General features: G+C 71.6%; 21 protein-coding genes. 13 read left to right on the top strand and 8 right to left on the bottom strand.

What is annotated here, in order from left to right:
- Position 1: 1 nt before the first annotated feature.
- The 3 genes from BLS70_RS00900 (at position 2) to BLS70_RS00890 (ending at position 2,435) form a co-directional block, all read left to right on the top strand.
- The gene (locus tag BLS70_RS00900) at positions 2 to 421 is read left to right on the top strand and encodes a Zn-ribbon domain-containing OB-fold protein (RefSeq protein ID WP_091763645.1); all 420 of its coding nucleotides are present in this window, start codon (positions 2 to 4) and stop codon (positions 419 to 421) included.
- Positions 418 to 1,572 carry a thiolase C-terminal domain-containing protein gene (locus BLS70_RS00895; protein ID WP_091763644.1) on the top strand — a complete coding sequence of 385 codons (1,155 nt, stop codon included), beginning with the start codon at positions 418 to 420 and terminating at the stop codon, positions 1,570 to 1,572. The genes BLS70_RS00900 and BLS70_RS00895 overlap by 4 nt, the downstream gene beginning before the upstream one ends.
- A 143-nt stretch (positions 1,573 to 1,715) precedes the next feature.
- Positions 1,716 to 2,435 carry a TetR/AcrR family transcriptional regulator gene (locus BLS70_RS00890; protein WP_091763643.1) on the top strand — a complete coding sequence of 240 codons (720 nt, stop codon included), beginning with the start codon at positions 1,716 to 1,718 and terminating at the stop codon, positions 2,433 to 2,435.
- Between the two features lie 7 nt (positions 2,436 to 2,442).
- Here BLS70_RS00890 and BLS70_RS00885 read toward each other — a convergent pair whose 3' ends face one another.
- Positions 2,443 to 3,303, bottom strand: coding sequence for a MaoC family dehydratase (locus BLS70_RS00885; protein WP_091763642.1), 861 nt, complete (start codon positions 3,301 to 3,303; stop codon positions 2,443 to 2,445).
- A gap of 120 nt (positions 3,304 to 3,423) precedes the next feature.
- On the opposite strand from BLS70_RS00885, the gene BLS70_RS00880 reads away from it, so the two are divergent.
- The gene (locus tag BLS70_RS00880) at positions 3,424 to 4,995 is read left to right on the top strand and encodes an MFS transporter (protein ID WP_091763641.1); all 1,572 of its coding nucleotides are present in this window, start codon (positions 3,424 to 3,426) and stop codon (positions 4,993 to 4,995) included.
- A 21-nt stretch (positions 4,996 to 5,016) separates the two neighbouring features.
- Here the strand turns inward: BLS70_RS00880 and BLS70_RS00875 are convergent, their stop codons facing one another.
- Positions 5,017 to 5,934: an acyl-CoA thioesterase gene (locus tag BLS70_RS00875; RefSeq protein WP_091763640.1), complete on the bottom strand. Its 918-nt coding sequence runs from the start codon at positions 5,932 to 5,934 to the stop codon at positions 5,017 to 5,019.
- 81 nt (positions 5,935 to 6,015) lie between these two features.
- On the opposite strand from BLS70_RS00875, the gene BLS70_RS00870 reads away from it, so the two are divergent.
- From BLS70_RS00870 to BLS70_RS00855, 4 genes are all read left to right on the top strand, one after another.
- On the top strand, positions 6,016 to 6,627 hold the full coding sequence (locus tag BLS70_RS00870) for a TetR family transcriptional regulator (RefSeq protein WP_255362142.1): 612 nt from the start codon (positions 6,016 to 6,018) through the stop codon (positions 6,625 to 6,627).
- On the top strand, positions 6,624 to 6,848 hold the full coding sequence (locus BLS70_RS00865) for a ferredoxin (protein WP_091763639.1): 225 nt from the start codon (positions 6,624 to 6,626) through the stop codon (positions 6,846 to 6,848). The genes BLS70_RS00870 and BLS70_RS00865 overlap by 4 nt, the downstream gene beginning before the upstream one ends.
- On the top strand, positions 6,835 to 8,103 hold the full coding sequence (locus BLS70_RS00860; protein WP_091763638.1) for a cytochrome P450: 1,269 nt from the start codon (positions 6,835 to 6,837) through the stop codon (positions 8,101 to 8,103). The genes BLS70_RS00865 and BLS70_RS00860 overlap by 14 nt, the downstream gene beginning before the upstream one ends.
- A 90-nt stretch (positions 8,104 to 8,193) precedes the next feature.
- Complete coding sequence (locus BLS70_RS00855; protein WP_091763637.1) at positions 8,194 to 9,438, top strand: NAD(P)/FAD-dependent oxidoreductase; 1,245 nt, start codon at positions 8,194 to 8,196, stop codon at positions 9,436 to 9,438.
- Between the two features lie 35 nt (positions 9,439 to 9,473).
- On the opposite strand, the gene BLS70_RS00850 is transcribed toward BLS70_RS00855, so the two are convergent.
- A complete protein-coding gene (locus BLS70_RS00850; protein WP_091763636.1) occupies positions 9,474 to 10,265 on the bottom strand; it encodes an SDR family NAD(P)-dependent oxidoreductase in 792 nt (263 codons plus the stop codon).
- A gap of 110 nt (positions 10,266 to 10,375) precedes the next feature.
- Between BLS70_RS00850 and BLS70_RS00845 the strand changes: the two genes are divergently transcribed.
- Positions 10,376 to 10,897 (top strand): MarR family winged helix-turn-helix transcriptional regulator, encoded by a 522-nt coding sequence (locus BLS70_RS00845; protein WP_091763635.1) that lies wholly within the window; start codon positions 10,376 to 10,378, stop codon positions 10,895 to 10,897.
- Here the strand turns inward: BLS70_RS00845 and BLS70_RS00840 are convergent.
- Entirely contained in the window at positions 10,853 to 11,527 is a 675-nt protein-coding gene (locus tag BLS70_RS00840) for a hypothetical protein (RefSeq protein ID WP_176946218.1), read from the bottom strand. The genes BLS70_RS00845 and BLS70_RS00840 overlap by 45 nt on opposite strands.
- A 67-nt stretch (positions 11,528 to 11,594) precedes the next feature.
- Between BLS70_RS00840 and BLS70_RS00835 the strand changes: the two genes are divergently transcribed.
- Positions 11,595 to 12,164, top strand: a complete 570-nt coding sequence (locus tag BLS70_RS00835; protein ID WP_143030312.1) for an AAA family ATPase — start codon at positions 11,595 to 11,597, stop codon at positions 12,162 to 12,164.
- 14 nt (positions 12,165 to 12,178) lie between these two features.
- On the opposite strand, the gene BLS70_RS00830 is transcribed toward BLS70_RS00835, so the two are convergent.
- Together BLS70_RS00830 and BLS70_RS00825 are read right to left on the bottom strand one after the other, a co-directional pair.
- Entirely contained in the window at positions 12,179 to 12,823 is a 645-nt protein-coding gene (locus BLS70_RS00830) for a class I SAM-dependent methyltransferase (RefSeq protein ID WP_091763634.1), read from the bottom strand.
- Positions 12,824 to 12,880: 57 nt separating this feature from the next.
- Positions 12,881 to 13,516 carry an HAD family hydrolase gene (locus BLS70_RS00825; RefSeq protein ID WP_255362205.1) on the bottom strand — a complete coding sequence of 212 codons (636 nt, stop codon included), beginning with the start codon at positions 13,514 to 13,516 and terminating at the stop codon, positions 12,881 to 12,883.
- 107 nt (positions 13,517 to 13,623) lie between these two features.
- On the opposite strand from BLS70_RS00825, the gene BLS70_RS00820 reads away from it, so the two are divergent.
- Positions 13,624 to 13,947 carry a hypothetical protein gene (locus BLS70_RS00820; RefSeq protein WP_091763632.1) on the top strand — a complete coding sequence of 108 codons (324 nt, stop codon included), beginning with the start codon at positions 13,624 to 13,626 and terminating at the stop codon, positions 13,945 to 13,947.
- 306 nt (positions 13,948 to 14,253) lie between these two features.
- Here BLS70_RS00820 and lipP1 read toward each other — a convergent pair whose 3' ends face one another.
- Both lipP1 and BLS70_RS00810 read right to left on the bottom strand, forming a co-directional pair.
- Entirely contained in the window at positions 14,254 to 15,186 is a 933-nt protein-coding gene (gene lipP1, locus BLS70_RS00815; RefSeq protein WP_091763631.1) for a LipP1 family hormone-sensitive lipase, read from the bottom strand.
- 43 nt (positions 15,187 to 15,229) lie between these two features.
- Complete coding sequence (locus BLS70_RS00810) at positions 15,230 to 16,735, bottom strand: flavin-containing monooxygenase (protein WP_091763630.1); 1,506 nt, start codon at positions 16,733 to 16,735, stop codon at positions 15,230 to 15,232.
- Between the two features lie 211 nt (positions 16,736 to 16,946).
- Between BLS70_RS00810 and icmF the strand changes: the two genes are divergently transcribed.
- Together icmF and BLS70_RS00800 are read left to right on the top strand one after the other, a co-directional pair.
- A complete protein-coding gene (gene icmF / locus BLS70_RS00805; RefSeq protein ID WP_091763629.1) occupies positions 16,947 to 20,201 on the top strand; it encodes a fused isobutyryl-CoA mutase/GTPase IcmF in 3,255 nt (1,084 codons plus the stop codon).
- Positions 20,202 to 20,229: 28 nt separating this feature from the next.
- Positions 20,230 to 20,988, top strand: a complete 759-nt coding sequence (locus tag BLS70_RS00800) for a helical backbone metal receptor (RefSeq protein ID WP_091764079.1) — start codon at positions 20,230 to 20,232, stop codon at positions 20,986 to 20,988.
- The last annotated feature ends 31 nt before the right edge of the window (positions 20,989 to 21,019 follow it).

The raw sequence follows: 21,019 nt of genomic DNA, 5'->3' as shown, positions 1-21,019 counted from the left end.
GGTGCCGCCACCCACCAAGCCCGCCCCCGTACCCACCCCGGAGACCCTTCCCTTCTGGGAGGGCTGCGCGGCCGGTGAGCTGCGCATCCAGCGGTGCACGTCCTGCGGGAAGCACGTCTTCTACCCGCGGCCCGCGTGCCCGCACTGCTACTCGACCGACCTCGAGTGGGTGGTCAGCGACGGCACCGCCACGCTGCACTCCTACGTCATCAGCCACCGGGCCGGGCCCGGGTTCGCCGAGGAGGTGCCCTACGTCATCGCGATCGTGGAGCTCCCCGAGGGCGTCCGCATGATGACCAACCTCGTGCAGGTCGAGGCCGACCCCGAGCAGCTGCCGCTGGACATGCCGCTCCGCGTGGTCTTCGAGCCGCGCGGCGACGTCCACCTGCCGCTGTTCGCACCCGCCGGGAGTGCCGCATGAGCGCCAAGGACGACATCGTCATCATCGGCGCTGCCGAGACCGACCAGCTGGGCAAGCTGCCTCACCTCTCGACGCTGAGCCTGCACCTCGAGGGTGCGCGCAACGCGCTCGCCGACGCCGGCATGACGCCCGCCGACATCGACGGCATCGCCACGGTCCAGACGCCCGGGCCGGTGAGCATCGCCCATGCCCTCGGCGTCGAGGCGACGTGGCTCGACGGCACCGGTGTGGGCGGGACGTCGTTCCTCTTCCACGTCCGGCACGCCGCCGCTGCCATCCGCGCCGGCCTGGCCGGGACCGTGCTCATCACGCACGGTGAGTCGGGCCGCTCGCGGGTGGACGCCCCCGGCTGGGGCCGCAGCCCGCAGTCGCTGAACGGCCAGTTCGAGGCGCCCTACGGCGTCTTCGGCCCGCCGACGGCCTTCACGCTCACCGCCCTGCGGTACATGAAGGACACCGGCACGACGCTCGAGCAGCTGGCGGAGGTCGCGGTCGCCCAGCGCCGCTGGGCGAACAAGAACCCGCGCGCCCTCATGCAGGACCTCGTCACCGTCGACGACGTCCTGAACTCGAAGATGATCGCCTGGCCGTTCACCCTGCTCATGTGCTGCCTGGTCACCGACGGCGGTGGCTCGCTCGTGGTCACCACGCGGGAGAAGGCGGAGGCCCGCGGCTACGACAAGCCGCTCGTGCACCTGCTCGGTGCCGGCGAGGCCGCGGACTCCCCGATGGTCAGCCAGATGCCCGACCTCACCTCGTTCGGCGCCTTCAAGCGCTCGAGCGCGGCGGCGTTCGCCGAGGCCGGCATCACCCACTCCGACGTCGACCACCTGATGATCTACGACGCCTTCGCCCACGTGCCGATCTACGGGCTCGAGGACGCCGGCTTCGTCGGCCGCGGTGAGGCCGGCGCGTTCGTGGCCGAGGGCAACACCTCGCCGGGCGGGAAGCTGCCGATGAACACCAACGGCGGTGGCATGTCCTACACGCACACCGGTATGTACGGCATGTTCGCCATCCAGGAGGCCGTGCGCCAGGTGCGTGGCGAGGCGGCCGCGCAGGTCGAGGGCGTCGAGCGCAGCGTCGTCATGGGGAACGGCGGCATGTTCATGGCCGGCGCGACCCTCGTGCTGGGGAAGTCGCCCCGCTGATCCGGGAGCCGGCCGCCGCCTTCCCCGGGCGGCGGCCGGCGTCGGCCTCGGTGGCGCAGCTCTCGGCCCGATGGGAGTCGTCGGGCACCTCCGTGCCCTAGGCTGTTCTAGAACTACGTTCTAGGTCGCCGAGGGGAGGCCCGATGCCGCGCGACGCCGGTCCCGTCCCGGGACGCAGTGCGTGGAAGTGGAGCCGCACCGGCGAGACCCGCCGGGTGCTGCTCGACGCCGCCCGCGAGGTGTTCGCCGAACGCGGCTTCGCGGAGTCCAGCGTCGCCGACGTCGTCGAGCGCGCCGGGTCCAGCGTCGGGAGCCTGTACCACCACTTCGGGGGCAAGAGCGAGCTGTTCCTGGCCCTCTGGGAGGACTGGCAGGGCAGCCAGGAGAAGCGCGCGGCCGAGGCGGTCACGGCCGCCGTCCGGGCGGGGGAGAAGCGCCCCCTCGCCCTGTTCGTCGCCGGCGCCCGCGGCTTCCTCCGCGGCTCGTGGGAGGGCCGCAGCCTGGGCAGCCTGTTCGTCGACAAGGACGGCCCGCCCGGCTTCGAGCTCATGCGGCGCACCCGCGGTCACGAGTGGCTGAGGCAGAACTCCCTGCTGCTCCGCGCGCCGGACGACGCCATCGGCCGGGTCACGGTCTCGGTGCTGACGACGGTCATCGGGGAGGCCGGCCGCGAGGTCATGGCCAGCCGCACGCGCCGCGAGGCGGAAGCGATCGTCGACGCAGCGGTCGCGATGATCGAGCGGCTCGGCGTCCTGGCCGAGGAGGCCGACGCGACCGACCCGCCGGCCGGTGCGGAGGGCGACTCCTCGTGGACCGACGAGGTGCCGCAGCCAGGCGCCGGCACGGCGATCGCCGGCGCCTGACCGAGGGTCACTCGGGGGCGCCGACCTCAGCCCGGCCGCGGTCGATGACGACCGTGCCATCGCCGCGGAGGGTCTGGAACAGCACGGCGCCGTCGGCCCCGCCCTCGTGGCGCCAGATGCGCACGGTGAGCTCGTCACCGGGCAGGACCGGGGAGCTGAACCGCCCGGACATCGCGCGGAACTGCCCCGGGTCACCGCCCATCGCCGACTGCAGCAGCGCCCGGCCGGTGATGCCGTAGGTGCACAGCCCGTGCAGGATCGGCCGCTCGAACCCGGCCCGAGCCGCGAACGCCGGGTCGGAGTGCAGCGGGTTCCGGTCACCGTTGAGGCGGTAGAGCAGCGCCTGCTCCGGCCGGGTGGCCAGCGTGACCTCCCAGTCAGGCTCGCGGTCGGGCTGCGCCCAGTCGTCGGCCGTGGCCGGTGCGCCGGACTCCACCTGCTCGCCCCGGATGAAGATCGAGCTCCGCGTGGTGATCAGCGGCGTGCCGTCGGCGTCGGTCGCCGTCGACGACGACGTGACCAGGGCGCCGCTGCGCTTGCCCTCCATCGACTCGACGCGGGCCTGCGCGCGCAGCGTGCCCTCGACCGGCAGGACCCGGTGCAGCCGGATCTCCTGCTCGGCGTGCACGAGCATCGCGGGGTTGAACTCGCCGATGCTCACGCCCCGGGCCTGGGCCAGGAGGACGCCGAACGTGGGCAGCACCTGCTGCTCCACGCCGTGGCTGTTCTCGGTGGTGAAGCTCAGCTCCTGGCTGGGGTCGCCCAGCCCGGCGCCGACCCCGACGGCGTAGAGCAGTGCGTCCTTCGACGTCCAGCTCCGCTCGTGGACGGGTCCTTCGCGACCGATGGCCGACGGGTCCAGTGGCATGGGGTGTACGCCTCTCCTCGACTCGGGGCGCTGCACTGCGCCGCCGGGCCAGCATGCCCCACCGCCGTCCTCAGCTCTAGAGCCTTGTTCTAGGATTGCTCGGACAGTGGGGGAGGGTGCATGTCCTGGTCGACCGCCTCGCGGCCGGACGGGCTCGAGCAACCGGTCGTCGGCACCTCGGGGGCGACGGACAGCCCCGAACCGGCGTTCCCGCCGGTGCCGCACCCGGAGCCGGCGCGCACCGACGACGACCCGGCGGTCATGCGCGAGGCCTGGCGGGTGCTGTCCGTCGTCGGCCTGGCCAGCATGTTCTCCGGCCTGTCGAACAGCGCCCTGAACGTGGCGCTGCCCGCGGTGGCGCGCGAGTACGACGCCTCGGCGACGGCGTCGAGCTGGATCCTGCTGTCGTTCATGCTCACCCAGACGCTGCTCATGGTGTCCTTCGGCCGGCTGGCCGACCTCTTCGGCCGCCGGTCGATGTACCTCACCGGCCTCGCGGTCTTCACCGTGGGCAACCTGCTGGCCGGGTTCGCGCCGGACGCGTGGTGGCTGGTCGCCTGCCGGGTGCTGCAGGCCGCGGGTGCGGCGATGCTGCTGACCAACAGCGCGGCCCTGGTCACCGGCGCCTTCCCGAGGCACCGCCTCGGGCAGGGCATGGGCATCTACCTGGCCTCGTTCTCCGTCGCCCAGCTCGTCGGGCCGACCCTCGGCGGCTTCCTCGCCGAGCACGTCGGCGTGCAGTGGCTGTTCTGGTCCAACGTGCCGGTCGGCATCGGCTGCCTGATCTGGGGCATCATGGCGCTGCCGCCGGTGCCCCGCTCCGGTGAGCGGATGGCGCTGGACGTCCCGGGCAACCTCCTCGCCTTCCTGGGCCTGGGTTGCGGGCTCGTCGCGCTCTCGCAGGTCACCGCGCTGGGCTGGTCGCACCCGCTGGTCGTGGGCGGGCTCATCGCGTTCGCCGTCATCCTGCCGGTCTTCCTCCTGGTCGAGGGCCGGGTGCGGGACCCGCTGATGGACACCCGCCTGTTCGAGGACCGCAGCTTCTCCTGGGGGCTGAGCGCCTCGTTCCTCAACGCCATCAGCAACTTCGGCGTCGTCCTGCTGGTCTCGCTGTACCTCCAGGCGGTGGGCGGGGAGGACGCGCTGTCGGCGGGGTGGAAGGTGCTCCCACTCGCCGTGTCGGCGCTGGTCTTCTCCGCGGCGTCCGGCTTCTTCCAGCGGTGGATCGCGGCGCACACCCTCACCGTGCTCGGCAACGTGGCGACGGCGGCCGGTCTCGGTGTGCTGCTCCTGTTCACGGGCGCCGAGGTGAACGACGCCGCGGTGATGGCTGCGCTGATCCTCGTGGGTGCCGGGTCCGGGTTGTTCATGCCGTCCAACACCCAGGTGCTGCTGGCCACGATGCCCTCCGAGCGCCTCGGCATCGCCAACGGCATGCGGCTGATGCTGCAGAACACCGGCGCGGTGCTGGGCACCGCGGTGATCCTGACCGTGCTGACCACGCCGTTGCCGTTCGAGCTCCGCCGCTACGTCTTCGCCGGAACCATCTCGGACGTGTCGGACGCCGGGGTGGCCGACTTGGTCACCGGCTACCGGTGGACGGCGATCACGTTGCTGGTGGTCTGCCTCGGGGCGGTGGCGTGTTCCTTCGGCGCTCGCCGGGCCGGGCAGCGGCTGAGCCGACAGGACTGAGACCGGGGGTCGTCGCCGCCGTCAGCGAGGGCCGAGCGGGCGCACCATGCCCTCCTGCGCGACGGTCATGACCAGCCGGCCGGCGCGGTCGAAGAGCCGCCCCGAGCAGTGGCAGCGGCCACCGGCGGCCCAGGTGCTCTCCTGCTCGAAGCACAGCCACTCGTCCGCGCGCACGGGGGAGTGCAGCCAGACGGCGTGGTCCAAGCTGGCCGCGGCCACGTCGGGGGCGCCCACAGCGCGCGCGTGCGGTGCCAGCGACGTGGACAGCATGAGCATGTCCGAGGCGTAGGCCAGGGCGGCCGCGTGCACCAGCGGCTGGTCCGGCAGCGGCTCCAGCGAGCGCATCCAGAACCGCTGGTGCGGCGGCGCCGTCTCGCCCCGGGAGGCAGCGACGCGGGGGAGCTCGCCGTCGAAGCGGATGTCGAAGGGGTGCCGCCGGGTCAGCTGCTCGAACCACCCGCGCAGCGGGCTCTCGATGTCGGCGGCGGCCTCCTGCGCGGTGGGCAGCGACTCCGGCTCGGGTGCCTCCAGCCGAGGGACCTGGTGGGTGAAGCCCGGCTCGGCCACCTGGAAGGAGGCGGTCAGCTCGAGGATCGCCCGGCCGGACTGCTCGGCGGTGACCCGCCGGGTGCTGTACGACCCGCCGTCGCGCACCCGGGAGACGCGGAAGTCGATCGGGGACGACGCCTCGCCGGCGCGGAGGAAGTAGGCGTGCAGGGAGTGCGGGGCCCGCTCGGGGTCGACCGTCGCCCCGGCGGCCAGCAGCGACTGCGCGACGACCGCGCCGCCGAACGAGCGCTCGGGCAACCGGCGGCGTGGCCCGGCGCGGAACTCGTCGTCCCCGGTCGGCGAGACCAGCATCACGCCGGCCCAGCCGTCGCGTACGACGTCCGCTACGTCCCCACCCAGCACCCGCCCCTGCCCATCCGGTGCCTGCATGCCGTCAGCCTGCACGAAAACCCGACTCCTCCTGGCCAGCCCCTCTTGACCTGTTAAGTGAATCACTATTCAATTCGTGGCGTGGGACGCATCGCAGGCGCAACCGGCGCACAGACACGGCAGCGGCTGCTGCGTGCTGCCGCCGACGTGTTCGCCCGCCGCGGCTACGACGGCACGCGCGTCGCCGACATCGCGACGGAGGCGGGGCTGAGCAACAGCGCCCTGTACGCCTATTTCACCTCGAAGGCCGAGCTCCTCGTCGGTGCCCTGCGCACCCACGGCCGCCGGCCCCTCGAGGACATGGTCGCCGCCGACCCCCAGCGCTCGATCGTCGACATGCTCATGCGCACCGGCGTGGGCCTGCGCGAGCGGCCGGACGCCGACCGCTACCTGGTCATCGAGGCGCTCATCGCCGTGCGGCGCGACCCGGAGGTCGCCGCGTCGATGACCGGCTACGTCCGCGAGCGCGCCGAGTGGATGACCGACCTGGTCGAGCAGGCGCAGCTGCACGGCGAGATCGACGCCACCGTCTCCGCCCGCGCCATCGCGCACCTGGCGACGGCGCTGGCCATCGGCAGCACGCTGCTCACCCCTGATCTGCACGACGTCGGCGACGAGGAATGGACAGCGCTGCTGTCCCGGGTCGTGACGAGCATCGCCCGTACCGAGGAACAGATAGGAACCCGCACATGAAGGTGCAGATCGACTCGCAGCTGTGCCAGGGGCACGGCCGCTGCTACGACCTCGCCCCCGACCTCTTCGGCGAGGACGACGAGGGCTACGCCACGCTCACCGCGCTCACGGCCGACGGCAACGTGCCCGAGGGCCGCGAGGGCGATATCCGTCTCGCTGCAGCCAACTGCCCCGAGTCCGCTGTTCTCGTCCATGAGGAGGCACTGAATGACCGTCGATGACAGGTTCACCGACTCGCCGTTCCAGAAGGCCGATCCCGCCGAGCTCACCCGGTTCGAGGTGATGGACGGTCCGGTCTCCGACTGGGCCACCGACTTCTCGCACATGGACGAGCAGTACGCGGAGAACGCCCACGAGATCTGGGACGACCTGCGTGGCCGCTGCCCGGTCGCGCACACCGAGCGCTTCGGTGGCGCCTGGCTGCCGACGCGGTACGAGGACGTCCAGGCGATCGCCTACGACACCGAGCACTTCACCTCGCGTGCCGTCATCGTGGGCAACTACCGGCCCCCGCTGGACCTCGCCCCCGTCGGCGGAGTCCCCCCGATCTCGTCCGACCCGCCGTTCCACCACGACGCCCGCAAGCTGCTGCTGCCGGCCTTCACCAAGGCGAACGTCGCGAAGCAGGAGATCACCACCCGGGAGTTCTGCCACTCGCTGATCAACGCCTTCGAGGGCCGCGACCTGGTCGACGCGGCCACCGAGTACGCGATGCACATCCCGATCCGGGTGATCGCGGACATGCTCGGCTTCCCGACCGAGGACACCCCGAAGTTCAAGGTCTTCGTGGAGAACGCCCTCGAAGGGGTCAACCGGTCACCCGAGGAGCGCGAGGCCTCCACCGAGGTGCTCTTCTCCTACCTCCTCGAGCAGGTGCGCGACCACATCGACAACCCGCGCGACGACCTGACGACCTACCTCATCAACGCCGAGCTGTACGGCCAGAAGCTGGCGCCGAACCACGTGGTGGGCACGATGGCGCTGCTGCTCATCGCCGGCATCGACACCACGTGGAGCGCGATCGGCGCCTCGCTGTGGCACCTGGCGAAGAACCCCGAGGACCGGAAGCGCCTCGTCGAGGAGCCCGCCTTGCGGGCGACCGCCGTGGAGGAGTTCCTCCGCGCCTACGCCCCCGTGACCATGGCCCGCCTGGTCAAGGAGGACGTCGAGCTCGGTGGCGTCGAGATGAAGAAGGAGGACTGGGTCCTCCTGCCCTTCCCGGCCGCCAACCGCGACCCGGAGAAGTTCGAGCGGGCCGACGAGGTCGTCATCGACCGCGAGGTCAACCGGCACGCCGCGTTCGGCCTGGGCATCCACCGCTGCGCGGGCTCGCACCTGGCCCGCATGGAGCTGCGCGTCGCCCTCGACGTCTGGCTCGACCGGATCCCGGAGTTCTCGCTGGCCGAAGGCGCGCCCATGCGCTGGTCGACCGGTCAGATCCGCGGTCCCCGGATGCTGCCGATCAACCTCGGCTGATGTACTCGGAGCCCCGGTGGCCGTGATCCCACGGCCACCGGGGCTCCGGCACGTCCAGCGCCAGCCTGCACCAGAGAGTGGGTTCCACCCGTGACCACGGAGACCGTCGTCGTCGTCGGCTCGTCCACCGGCGGGGTGCGCACCGCGCAGGCCCTGCGCCGCGAGGGCTTCGCCGGCCGCATCGTGCTCGTCGGCGAGGAGCCGCACGCGCCCTACGACAAGCCGCCGCTGTCCAAGCAGTACCTGGCGGGGGAGTGGGAGCTCGACCGGCTCGCGCTGATCACCCCTGAGGCGGCCGCGAGCGCGGAGATCGAGCTGCGGCTCGGCGTCGCCGCCGTCCGGCTCGATGTCGCGGCGCAGCAGGTGCTGCTGGCCGACGGGACGGCGCTGGACTTCGACTCCGTCGTGATCGCCACGGGTGCCGCGGCCCGGCCCTCGCCGTGGCCGGCGGACTCCGGCGTGCACGTCATCCGCACGCTGGCCGACGTCGACGGGCTGCGCGCCGACCTGGCCGCCGGGGGCGCGGTCGTGGTGGTCGGCGGCGGCGTCGTGGGCGCCGAGGCGGCCGCGACCATCAGCACGCTCGGGCACGCCGTGACCGTGGTCGACCCGCTGCGCACGCCGCTCGCCCGGCTCGTCGGCCCCGAGGTCGGCCGCCCGCTGGAGGAGCTGCACCGCCGGCACGGCGTGGACACCCGCTTCGGCGTCGGCGTCGAGGGCATCGACGGGACCGCCGGCAACCTGACCGTGCGCCTCACCGACGGGTCGGTCCTGCCGGCCGCGACCGTCCTCGTCGGCATCGGCGCCGTGCCGAACGACGCCTGGCTCGCCGACTCGGGGCTCCTGGTCGAGAACGGCGTCGTCTGCGACCGGTACTGCCGCGCGGTGGACTCCGACCGGGTGTGGGCGGTCGGCGACGTCGCCCGCTGGCAGGACCCGCGCTACCCGACCGAGGTGCGCCTGGAGCACTGGACGAACGCCGTCGAGCAGGCGGCCGCGGTCGCGCACAACATCGTGCATGCCGACGGCCTGAAGCCCTACAGCCCGCTCGAGTACGTCTGGAGCGACCAGTACGACTGGAAGCTGCAGATCGTCGGGCACGCCTCGCGCGGTGGTCGGTACGAGGTCGTCGGCGACCTGGCGGCCGACCCGGCGCGTGCGGCCGTCCTCTACTCCGACGACGACGGCCGGCTCATCGGTGCCGTCAGCGTGAACTGGCCCAAGGCCCTGGTCACGAGCCGCCGGGCCCTGACCGCGGGTGGCTCGGACTTCGAGAGCTTCGTCGAGCAGATCAAGGCGCTACCGGCCAAGCCACCGGCTCCAGCAGCCCGCTGATCTTCTCCGGCACCCGCGCAGCGGCCCGGAGGGGATCAGAGCACCTGGACCAGGCGGCCGCCGTCCGCACGGAGCGCCCCGCCGTTGGTGGCCGAGGAGAGCGGGCTGGCGAGGTAGGCGACCAGACTCGCCAACTCCGCCGGCTCGAGGAAGCGCTGCACGAGCGAGCTGGTGTTGCTCGCGGCGATGCCGGCCTTCACGTCCGCCTCCGGCAGCCCCTGCAGCTCGGCGACGTGGCGGACGGCGGCCTCGACACCGTCGCTGTACGTCGGTCCCCCGAGGATCGTGTTGACCGTGACCCCGGTGCCTCGCGTGAGCTTGGCGAGACCGTTGCCCAGTGCCAGCATCGCGGCCTTGCTCACGCCGTAGTGGATCATGTCCGCCGGGACGTCGACGCCGGACTCGCTGCTCACCATGACGACGCGCCCCCATCCGCGCTCGAGCATGCCCGGCAGCAGCTGCCGGGACAGTCGCACGGCGCTCATCAGGTTGACGTCGAGGACGCGACGCCAGTCCTCGTCCGTGGTCGCCGGGAAGGACGCCAGCTCGAAGACCCCGACGTTGTTCACCAGGACGTCGACGTCGCCGACGGTCCCCAGCAGGCGGCCGAGCTCGGCGTCGTCCGCGACGTCGCCGGCGACACCTGACACGTCGACCCCGTGCCGCTCCGCCCTGAGGCGCCGCACGGCGTCGTCGACGCCGTCGCGCGTGCGGCCGTGGAGGACGACGGCAGCGCCCTCGGCAGCGAGTGCCCGGGCGACGGCATGGCCGATGCCCCGCGTCGAGCCGCTGATGAACGCCCGCTTGCCCGTCAACTGCAGATCCATGTCCGCCTCACTCCACGTCGTCTGACTTGCTTGAGCAAGTGACGCTACAGGTGACTTGCCTGAGCAAGTGATCTAGCCTGCGTGCATGTTCTGCCTCCGTCGCCCGCGACATGGGTGAGATCTCTGGCCCCGCCGCGTTCTCGGGCGACGAGCTGCAGACGTGGTCCAGCCTGGCCACAGTGCTGGAGTGGTTGCCGGCGCTGCTGGACGCTCAGCTGCAGCGCGACGCGGGTCTGACGCACTTCGAGTACGGCCTGCTCTACGCGCTCTCCGTCGCCCCCGACCGGACCCTGCGCCTGAGCGTGCTGGCGGGCTACGCGAACAGCTCGCTGACCAAGCTGTCCCGCGCCGTCACCCGCCTGGAGCGACGGCAGTGGGTCCGCCGCACGACCGACCCGACCGACGGCCGCTACACCCTGGCGACCCTCACCGAGCTCGGGTGGCACCAGGTCGACGAGGCCATGCCCGGGCACGTCGCGACCGTCCGGCGACTGGTCCTCACGCCGCTGACCGCGGCCCAGCATCAGCAGCTCCGGGACATCACCCAGAGCATCCTGACCGCCGCCGGCCCCGGGCACCCCTGGCGATCACCGACCGCGGACACCCCGGTCGACATGGACGGACACACCTGATCGGAGCCCGGACGACTCCGGGGGAGCCCCGAAGGGAGGCAGCCGGAACGGGTGGGTGCAGCTGTTTGCATAGGCGACCGTCCAATCGGACAGGGCGATCACGTCGCGGGCGATCTCGGTGACCGTCCGATCGTCGGTCGGAACCCGGGTCACCCACTCCGGTGCTTGTTTCTGGAGGTAGTCAGCCATGCGTGTGCTGCTCACCAGGTGCCGATCGAGATCGGAGCCGATCTCGCGCTGGGGAAGTCGTGCAGAGCGAGTCGTTTCCGACGCGGTGAGCAGTACGCCGTGCAGGCGGACTCTGCCCAGCGCGCGCGTCACCAGCTCGAAGTCGACGACGCTCGCGGTCTGCGCGTACACGCAACGCAGGTAGCCCTCGGCCGCGAACACCCCTGCCATGGCGCGAAGGGTGTTCACGGTCATGCGCCGACCATCCTGGTCGTCGGCAGGGCGGGGCCATGCGGCATCGAGCACATCGCCTTCCAGATGCCAATGGGCGACGGCGCGACGGTTCAGCTGGCTGGAGACCTCCCACCCGACGCTCGACTCGCCGACCCCGGCTGCACCGCCGATGAGCAGCACTTCCTCGATTGCCATGGCCGCGAGGGTGCCACTGCGAGCGATGGCCATGGTCCCGCTCCAGATCGCCCATTTCGAGGGCGCAGAGCGGTCGTTCCGCGCGCGATACCGTCCGCCCATGGGCCGACGGAACTATCTCGTCGAAGGCGTCTCCGGCACCGGCAAGACCTCTGTCTGCGCAGAACTGCAGCGGCGGGGGCACCACGCCGTCCACGGCGACCGAGAACTGGCATACCAGGGCCAGCCGGCACCTGGCGCAGCGGTGGATGGCCACAGGCACGAACACCACATGTGGCACGTGCAGAAGGTCGCAGCTCTGGTCGCGAACGACGACGCGGAGGAGACGTTCTTCTGCGGCGGCTCCCGGAACTTTCCGCAGTTCATCGAGCTGTTCGACGCCGTCTTCGTCCTCACGGTCGATCGAGACACGTTAATCCGGCGGCTGGACGAGCGGAACAGCGACGACAGCGAGTGGCATCCGGCGCAGGGAGAACGCGAACTCATCGAGCGGCTGCACGCGACGGGGGAGGGCACTCCCCCCGGCATCGCCATAGACGCCACGGCGCCCATCGCACGCGTCGTCGACGCCATCCTTGAAGCGATAGCCCTGCGTCAGCTCGGCGACGACCCACCGGACTCCACATGCACGTCCGGGCCGTCGCTGGCGCCGATCACCCATGAGAAGTGAAGCCGTTCCGGCGGTCAGCGCATGCGGGTGCCGCTGCCCCAGAACAAGCCGTCGATGACGTCGTGAACCTCGATGAGCCAGCCGAGCGAAGCAAGACGCTTCTGCAAGGCTTCCGACGTGTAGGGCGCCTTGACGAGGCGGTGCTCGTCACCATCCGCTGTGCGTCGGACGATCGTCGTTGTCTCCTGGCCGCCTCGCACCTCATCTGACGTCCGCCACGCATCGTCGATGAAGAAGACGCGGCCATCCGGAGCCAACGAAGCATCGACGAGCCGCCAGAACGAGTCGAAGCGGCCGGGCGGGACGTGCGACAGCCAGAAGCCGAAGAACACCGTGTCGTAGACGTGACTGGGACGCCAAGAGAACAGGTCCGCCTGCACGAACTCGACGCGGGCATCGCCGACTTGTCGTCGTGCCTGATCGAGCATCTCCGGCGCTGCGTCCACCGCCGTGACCGTCGTCGCGGTCCTGAGCAGCATCGGCGTCCACGTCCCGGGACCGCAGGCCAGTTCCAGCACGGCGCCGGACGGTCCGAAAGCCGTCACTGCTCGGGCCAGTTCGTCGAAGCCCGGGATCAGACGATGTCGTTCCAGGTAATCCGCTGCACGGATCCGGTAGTAGGCGACCTGCTCGCTGAGCACGACGTCCTGCTCGCTCATGACCGGACGATAGTGCCGACGGTCGTCGGCGACGGGGCCGACGACGCGAGGTGGTGGTCAGGGCATCATCTGGCTGAGGAGATCCACGGTCCGCGGGCTCTCGACGTCGGCCGGTGTGCCCCCGGTCCAGCCCCGATGGTGACTGACCCACCCGGTGAGCAGGCCGCAGTCCCGCGCGCCCGCGATGTCGGCCACGGGGTGGTCCCCGACCATCCACGCCGGCCCGCGGCCGCCGTGGCGGCGCGCTGCTTCCAGCGCAGCCCGGAAGATCAGCGGATCCGGCTTCCTGCTGCCGACGGCTTCGGAGATGACGGCGTCGGTGACCAGCGAGCCCAGCCCGGTCCGCCGAAGCTTCTCGTCCTGCTGGGCGACGGTTCCGTTGGTGACGACGACGAGGGTGACGCCCGCCGTCGTCAGAGCATCCAGCGCGGCGGGGACCCCTGGGTAGGGTTGGACGAAGGGCAGGTGGTCGAAGAGCAGGCGATGCACCAGGTAACGGACGCTGACGTCCAGGCCCCAGCGCTCCCTGAGAGCCACGGCCACGTCGGCACGCGGCGTGTAGCCGTCCCCGTCGACGGCGAGCAGCCACGGCAGATCGTCGGGGTCGGCCCCGATGTCCTGGATGAAGTGCTGCGCCCAGGTCCGGAAGGCCAGATCGCGGTCGACCAGGGTGTTGTCGAGGTCCACCAGCATGATCACGCCGGCGAGCCTAGAGCCGACGATCGCCACGCACGGGGCACGGCGCCTGCGATGTCCACGTGCACACTGACGGCCGCCTGTTCGACCCGGAGGAATGCGCCGTGCCCGACCGACCCGAGATCGTCTGCATCTGCGGCTCTACCCGGTTCGTGGACGAGATGCTTGCGGCCAACCGTGACCTGACCTTCGCCGGTGTCATCGTCGTCGCGCCCGGCGTCTTCCTGCGCGCCGAGGATGACGACGCAGACAGGTTGATCACCGACGAGCAGAAGACGGCGCTGGACGCCCTCCACCTGCGCAAGATCGACCTGGCCGACCGGGTCCTCGTCGTCAATCCGGGCGGGTACATCGGCGAGTCCACGAGCAGGGAGATCGCCTACGCCCGCGCCACCGGCACGCCGGTCTCGTTCAACGATCCCGGCTGACCAGCAGAGCGTCGCGGTCCGGGCCCCTCCGCAGTCGACTGCCGCGCGGTTGTCCTACCGAGCCGAGCGGGTCTCGGCGATGATGCGCGCCATGGAGCACCGGCCGTCGTTGGACATCCCGTAGAGGCCTCTGACAGGCAGGCCGTGATCGACGCGGCCAAGGCCGAGATGCGGCACAGGTTCGGGATAGACGACGAGTACTCGACGCGCTCCCGAGGGCCGACCGCGGAGCGCTCTGCTCAAGGCTCGGAACGCCGGAGCCCGGGGACCATGCGATCCCCGGGCTCTGGTGCGTCGTGGTGGGGATCAGCCGTGCAGGAGCTTCCGGAACTTCCCGCAGGTCTCTTCGATGGCCGCCTTCGCCGCCGGCGACAGCCCGCCCATGTCGAAGAAGCCGTGGATGAGGCCGTCGTACCGGGTGACGTCGACGTGCACTCCCGCAGCCTTCAGCGCCTCGCCGTAGGCCTCGCCCTCGTCGCGCAGCGGGTCGAACTCCGCGGTGACGATGACCGCCGGCGGCTGGCCGGTCAGGTCGGCGTGCAGCGGCGCCAGGCGCGGGTCCTTGGCGTCCTCCCAGGCCCCGGCGTAGTGGCCGTAGAACCAGTCCATCGTCGGCTGCTCGAGGAAGTAGCCGCGGGCGTTCTCGACCCGCGAGGGGTACTCGCCCTCGGCGTCGACGGCCGGGTAGATGAGCAGCTGCGCGGCGACCGGGGTGTTCTCGGCGTGCAGGGTCTGTGCGACGACGGCGGCCAGGTTGCCGCCGGCGCTGTCGCCGGCCAGACCCAGCCGGTCGTCGCCGCCGAAGCGGTCGCGGTTCGCGGCGATCCAGCGGGCCGAGGCGATGGCGTCGTCGGCGGCGGCCGGGAAGGGGTGCTCGGGCGCCAGCCGGTAGTCCACGGAGACGACGACGGCCTCGCCGTCCCGGCAGATGTGCCGGGCCATGTTGTCGTGGGTCTCCAGGTCGCCGATGACCCAGCCGCCGCCGTGGAAGAACACCACGGTGGGGAACGGGCCCTCGCCCTCGGGCCGGTAGACGCGCGCCCGCAGGTCACCCTCGGCACCGGGGACGGGGATGTCCTCGGTGCTCGCCACCGGGATGACCTGCTCCGGGCTGCGCAGCCCGGTGGTCATCGCCAGGTACTGGGCGCGACCGACGTCCGGCGCACTCTCGTACATGGGGGGCATGTCGGACTGCTGGGCCATGGCGAGCAGTGCGGCGATGTGCTGGTCGACCGGCACGGGTGGGTCTCCTGTCCTCGGGGTGGGGGCGAAGGTGGGGCGCTCAGCGGCGGTAGACGAGCCCGTCGTCGAGGTCGGCCGTGGGCAGGACCGCCCGCTCCTCGGTGTACTCCTTGTGGTGCGTCCAGGGCTCCCGGTCGCCGCGCTTGAACATTCGGTGCTGGGAGCGCATCACGTACCCGGGGTTGAAGTTCTCCGGGTCCGACCAGTCCAGCAGCGGCATGTCGGCGTCCTCGGGGCGGAGCTGCGGGACGACGATCGGCGTGCCCTGCTCGTCCATCTTGGTGAGCAGCCGGCAGACGAACTGGCTGACCAGGTCGGCGCGCAGCGTCCAGCTGGCCCGGAAGTAGCCGAAGACGTAGGCCATGTTCGGCACGTTGGTGATCATGATGCCGCGGTAGGTGACCTGCTGGGTGAAGTCCACCGGCTCGCCGTCGACGGTGAAGGCGACATTGCCGAACAGCGACAGGTCGAACCCGGTGGCGGTGACGACGATGTCGGCCTCGAGTTCCTCGCCGGAGGTCAGCCGGATGCCGGTTTCGGTGAACCTCTCGATGGTGTCGGTGACGACGGACGCGCGGCCCTCGCGGAGCGCGGTGAACATGTCGCCCTCGGGGACGACGGCCAGGCGCTGCTGCCACGGGCGGTAGGTCGGGTTGAAGTGCTTGTCGATGTCGAAGTCCGGGGGTAGCAGCGGGCGCATCGACTCGATGAGGAACTCGCGCAGCGCGTCCGGGGTGTCGATGGACATGCGCCACAGCTCCTCGCCCATCTTGAAGGAGGCGCGGCGCATGATCTCGTGGGTCCACTCGTCGGGAATGTCGAGTGCGCGCAGCTGCTCGGCCAGCTCGGCGACCTTGGGCCGGGAGATGAAGAACGTCGGCGAGCGCTGCAGCATCGTCACGTGCTTGGCGGTCTCGGCGATCGCCGGGATCAGCGTCGCGGCGGTCGCGCCGGAGCCGATGACGACGACGCGCTTTCCGGTGGCGTCGAAGTCCTCGGGCCACTTCTGCGGGTGGACGACCTGGCCGCGGAACTCGTCCATGCCCTGCCACTGCGGCTGGAAGGGCTTGTCGTGGTCGTAGTAGCCCTGGCACATCCAGAGGAAGTCGGTGGTGAAGCGCAGCTGCTCGCCGGTGTCCTCGCGCGTGACGTCGACGGTGTACCGCCGCTCCTCCGACGACCAGCTCGCGGCGGTGACCCGGTGCCGGTACCGGATGTGCTGGGCCAGGTCGTTCTCCTCGATGACCTCGTCGAGGTAGGCGAGGATCTCGTCGGCGGTGGCGATCGAGGGGCCGCGCCACGGCTTGAACCCGTAGCCGAAGGTGAACAGGTCGCTGTCCGAGCGCGCACCCGGGTAGCGGTGCGTCCGCCACGTGCCGCCCCGGGCATCGAGCGCGTCGAGGAGCAGGAAGGTGCGCCCCGGCTGCTCGTGCTGCAGGTGGTAGGCGGCGCCGATGCCGGAGATGCCGGCGCCGACGATCAGCACGTCGATGTGCTGGACGTCGGAGGTCGTGGCGTGGCCGGCGGAGGCCTCGATGGTGGTCATGGCGAACTCCCTGCAGCGGGCGTGATGTACGTCGCAAACGTACTGGCGCGGGACCCGTATTGCTAGAACGTCGCTCTGGTTGCACGCCGCGTTCCGCTCGCCGCTCCCGCGGCGCACCCGAGATACGTGGACGTCCTACTAGTTGGGGCCGTACGGTGCGGGCAGCCACGTCGTCCGCCCGGCGCGATCCGGGCTCCAGGGCAGGAGTGCCATGACGTCCAGCACCACGGAGCCCGACCGCCCGCCGCTGCACGTGCCGGTCCACCCGGTGCGGTTCGTGACGGCGGCGAGCCTGTTCGACGGGCACGACGCGTCGATCAACATCATGCGGCGGATGCTGCAGAGCCAGGGTGCGGAGGTGGTGCACCTCGGCCACGACCGCAGCGTCGACGCCGTCGTCCGGGCGGCCCTCGAGGAGGACGTGCAGGGCGTTGCCCTCTCCTCCTACCAGGGCGGGCACGTCGAGTACTTCGGCTACCTGGTCGACCGCCTGGCCGAGGCCGGCGCGGGCCACGTGCAGGTGTTCGGCGGCGGGGGCGGCGTCATCGTGCCGGAGGAGATCGCCGCGCTGCGCGCCCGGGGCGTCACCATCTTCGCGCCCGAGGACGGCCAGCGGCTGGGCCTGCCGGGCATGGTCAACGAGCTGATCCGCGCCTGCGACGTCGACCTGACGGCCACCGAGTTCGACGTCGAGGCGTTGCTCGCCGGTGACCCCGCCGCCCTCGCCCGGGCGATCACGGTGCTCGAGAGCGGCCGCTCGCCCGGCCTGGCCGAGCAGGTCCGCGCTGCCGCCGCCGGCCGGCGCGTTCCCGTCCTCGGCATCACCGGCACGGGGGGCTCCGGGAAGTCCTCGCTGACCGACGAGCTGCTGCGCCGGCTGCGGCTGGACCAGGAGGACAAGCTGCGCGTCGCCGTCCTCGCCATCGACCCCACCCGCCGCCGCGGAGGTGGCGCGCTGCTCGGTGACCGCATCCGGATGAACGCGCTGGACGGCGCCGGCTCCCGCACCTTCTTCCGCTCCATGGCCACCCGCACGGCCGGGGCGCAGGTGCCCGGGCACCTCGACGACGTGATCGCCGCGGTGCGGGCCGCCGGCTTCGACCTGGTGATCGTCGAGACGCCGGGCATCGGGCAGGGCGACGCCGCGATCGTGCCGTTCAGCGACGTCTCGCTCTACGTCATGACGCCGGAGTTCGGCGCCGCCTCGCAGCTCGAGAAGATCGACATGCTCGACTTCGCCGACGTCGTGGCCATCAACAAGTTCGAGCGCCGCGGCGCCGAGGACGCCCGGCGCGACGTCGCCCGCCAGCTGGTGCGCAACCGCGAGGCCTTCGGGGTGCCCTGGGAGCAGATGCCGGTCTTCGGCACCAGCGCCGCCCGGTTCAACGACGACGGGGTGACCGCGCTCTACCAGCAGCTGCGCGCGCTGCTGGTCGACGCGGGGCTGGCCGCGGGCGCCGGTGTCCTGCCGCGGGTGGACGTCCGGGCCTCGTCCGGGCTGACCAGCGTGGTGCCCGCGCAGCGCGCCCGGTACCTGGCCGAGATCAGCGACGCCGTGCGCGGTTACGCCGCGCTCACCGGGGCGCAGGCCGAGGTCGCCCGCCGCCGTCAGCACCTCACCACCGCCGCCGAGGTCCTCGAGGGTGCCGCCGCCGAGGCGGCCCGGGCGGCCGCGGAGGCGGCCGCGGCCGAGCTGCTGCCCGACGTGCGCGGGCTGCTCGACGGCTGGCCGGCGGTGGTCGAGGCGTACTCGGGGGAGGAGTACGTCTACCCGGTCCGCGGCCAGGAGGTCCGCACGCCGCTGACCCGCACGACGTTGTCCGGCACCGCGGTCCGCCGGGTGTCCCTGCCCCGCACGCGGGACGACGCCGAGCTGCTGCGCTTCCTCCGGGCGGAGAACCTGCCGGGCGCCTTCCCGTTCACCGCCGGCGTCTTCCCGTTCAAGCGCGCCGGCGAGGCCCCGGCCCGCATGTTCGCCGGCGAGGGCGACGCGTTCCGCACCAACCGGCGGTTCCGCCTGCTGTCGGCCGGCAGCGAGGCGACCCGGCTGTCGACGGCGTTCGACTCCGTGACCCTCTACGGCCGCGACCCCGACCCGCGCCCGGACATCTACGGCAAGGTCGGGACGTCCGGGGTCTCCATCGCCACGGTCGAGGACATGAAGGTCCTCTACGACGGTTTCGACCTGTGCTCGCCGACGACCTCGGTGTCCATGACCATCAACGGGCCGGCCCCCGCGATCCTGGCGATGTTCTTGGCGACCGCCATCGACCAGCGGCTGGACGCCTTCCGCGCGGAGCAGGACCGCGAACCCGACGCCGCGGAGGCCGAGGAGCTCCGCGCGTGGGTGCTCGCGAACGTCCGCGGCACGGTGCAGGCCGACATCCTCAAGGAGGACCAGGGCCAGAACACCTGCATCTTCTCCACCGAGTTCGCGCTGCGCTGCATGGGCGACATCCAGCAGTGGTTCATCGACAACGGCGTCCGCAACTTCTACTCCGTCTCCATCTCCGGCTACCACATCGCCGAGGCCGGGGCGAACCCCATCAGCCAGCTCGCCTTCACGCTGGCCAACGGGTTCACCTACGTGGAGAGCTACCTGGCGCGGGGGATGGACGTCGACGACTTCGCGCCCAACCTGTCCTTCTTCTTCTCCAACGGCATGGACGCCGAGTACTCGGTCATCGGCCGGGTGGCGCGCCGGATCTGGGCCGTGGCGATGAAGGAGCGGTACGGCGCGGGGGAGCGGTCGCAGAAGCTGAAGTACCACGTGCAGACGTCGGGCCGGTCGCTGCATGCCCAGGAGATGGACTTCAACGACATCCGGACGACGCTGCAGGCGCTCTGCGCGATCTACGACAACGCCAACAGCCTGCACACCAACGCCTTCGACGAGGCGGTGACGACGCCGGGCGAGCAGTCGGTGCGCCGCGCCCTGGCCATCCAGATGATCATCGACCAGGAGTGGGGGCTGGCCGGCAACGAGAACCCGTTGCAGGGTTCGTTCGTCGTCGAGGAGCTGACCGACCTGGTCGAGGAGGTCGTGCTGGCGGAGTTCGACCGGATCGCCGAGCGCGGGGGAGTGCTCGGTGCCATGGAGACCGGCTACCAGCGCGGCCGCATCCAGGACGAGTCGATGCTCTACGAGCACCGCAAGCACGACGGCAGCCTCCCGATCGTCGGCGTCAACACGTTCATGGCGCCCGACCGCGCCGACGCCCCGCCGGCCCCGGTTGAGCTGGCGCGGGCGACGGAGGCGGAGAAGCGCTCCCAGCTGGACCGGCTGGCCGACTTCCAGGCTCGGCACGCCGCGGAGGCCCCGGCGGCGCTGGCCCGGCTGCAGCGGGTGGCGATGGACGGCGGCAACGTCTTCGCCGAGCTGATGGACACCGTGCGGGTCTGCACGCTCGGCCAGATCACCGAGGCGTTCTTCGAGGTGGGCGGCCAGTACCGCCGCAACGTCTAGTCGGGACCGGAGGGCCAGGATGGCCATCATGGCCCTTCTCGACGACCTGGGGACGGCGGTGGAGCTGCCCCGGCCGCCGCGGCGGGTGGTGTCGCTCGTGCCGTCGCTGACGGAGGCGCTGGCGGTCACCGTTCCCGACCGGCTGGTGGGCGCCACCGACTGGTGCACCCACCCCGCCGATCTGGACGTGGCCCGTGTCCGGGGCACCAAGAACCCCGACCGCGCCACGATCACCGCCCTGGCCCCGGACCTGGTGATCGCCAACCAGGAGGAGAACCGGCAGCTGGACGTGCAGCGGCTGCGCGCGGCCGGCGTCCCGGTCTGGGTCACCGTCATCGAGTCGCTGGACCAGGCGCTCACGTCGATGCGCCGGCTGTTCACCGAGGTGCTCGACGTGGGTGAGCCGGAGTGGCTGTGCACCGCCGCCGCGGAGTGGGCCCGCCCGGCCCCGGAGCCGGACCTGCGCGTCGCCGTCCCCATCTGGCGCGACCCCTGGATGGTCGTGGGCGGCCGCACCTTCGCCGGTGACGTGCTCGCCCGACTGGGACTGCGCAACGCCTTCGCCGACGGCGGGCAGCGCTACCCGCGCATCGAGCTCCACGCCGTGCGCTCGCAGGACCTGGACCTCGTCCTGCTCCCCGATGAGCCGTACGCCTTCACCGCCGACGACGGGCCGGAGGCGTTCCCCGACGTCCGGTCGGTGCTCGTGTCGGGACGCGACCTCACCTGGTACGGCCCTTCCCTGGCCACCGCGCGCCACCGGCTGCTCGCCGCCACCCGCGGCTGAGCCGGGCAGCGCAGTCCCCTGTAACGCTGGA

The sequence above is a fragment of the Blastococcus aurantiacus genome, assembly GCF_900102425.1.
In the GTDB taxonomy this organism is placed as follows: domain Bacteria; phylum Actinomycetota; class Actinomycetes; order Mycobacteriales; family Geodermatophilaceae; genus Blastococcus; species Blastococcus aurantiacus.
Note: the sequence above shows the minus strand (reverse complement) of the source record. Positions and strands in the feature narration are given on the sequence as shown.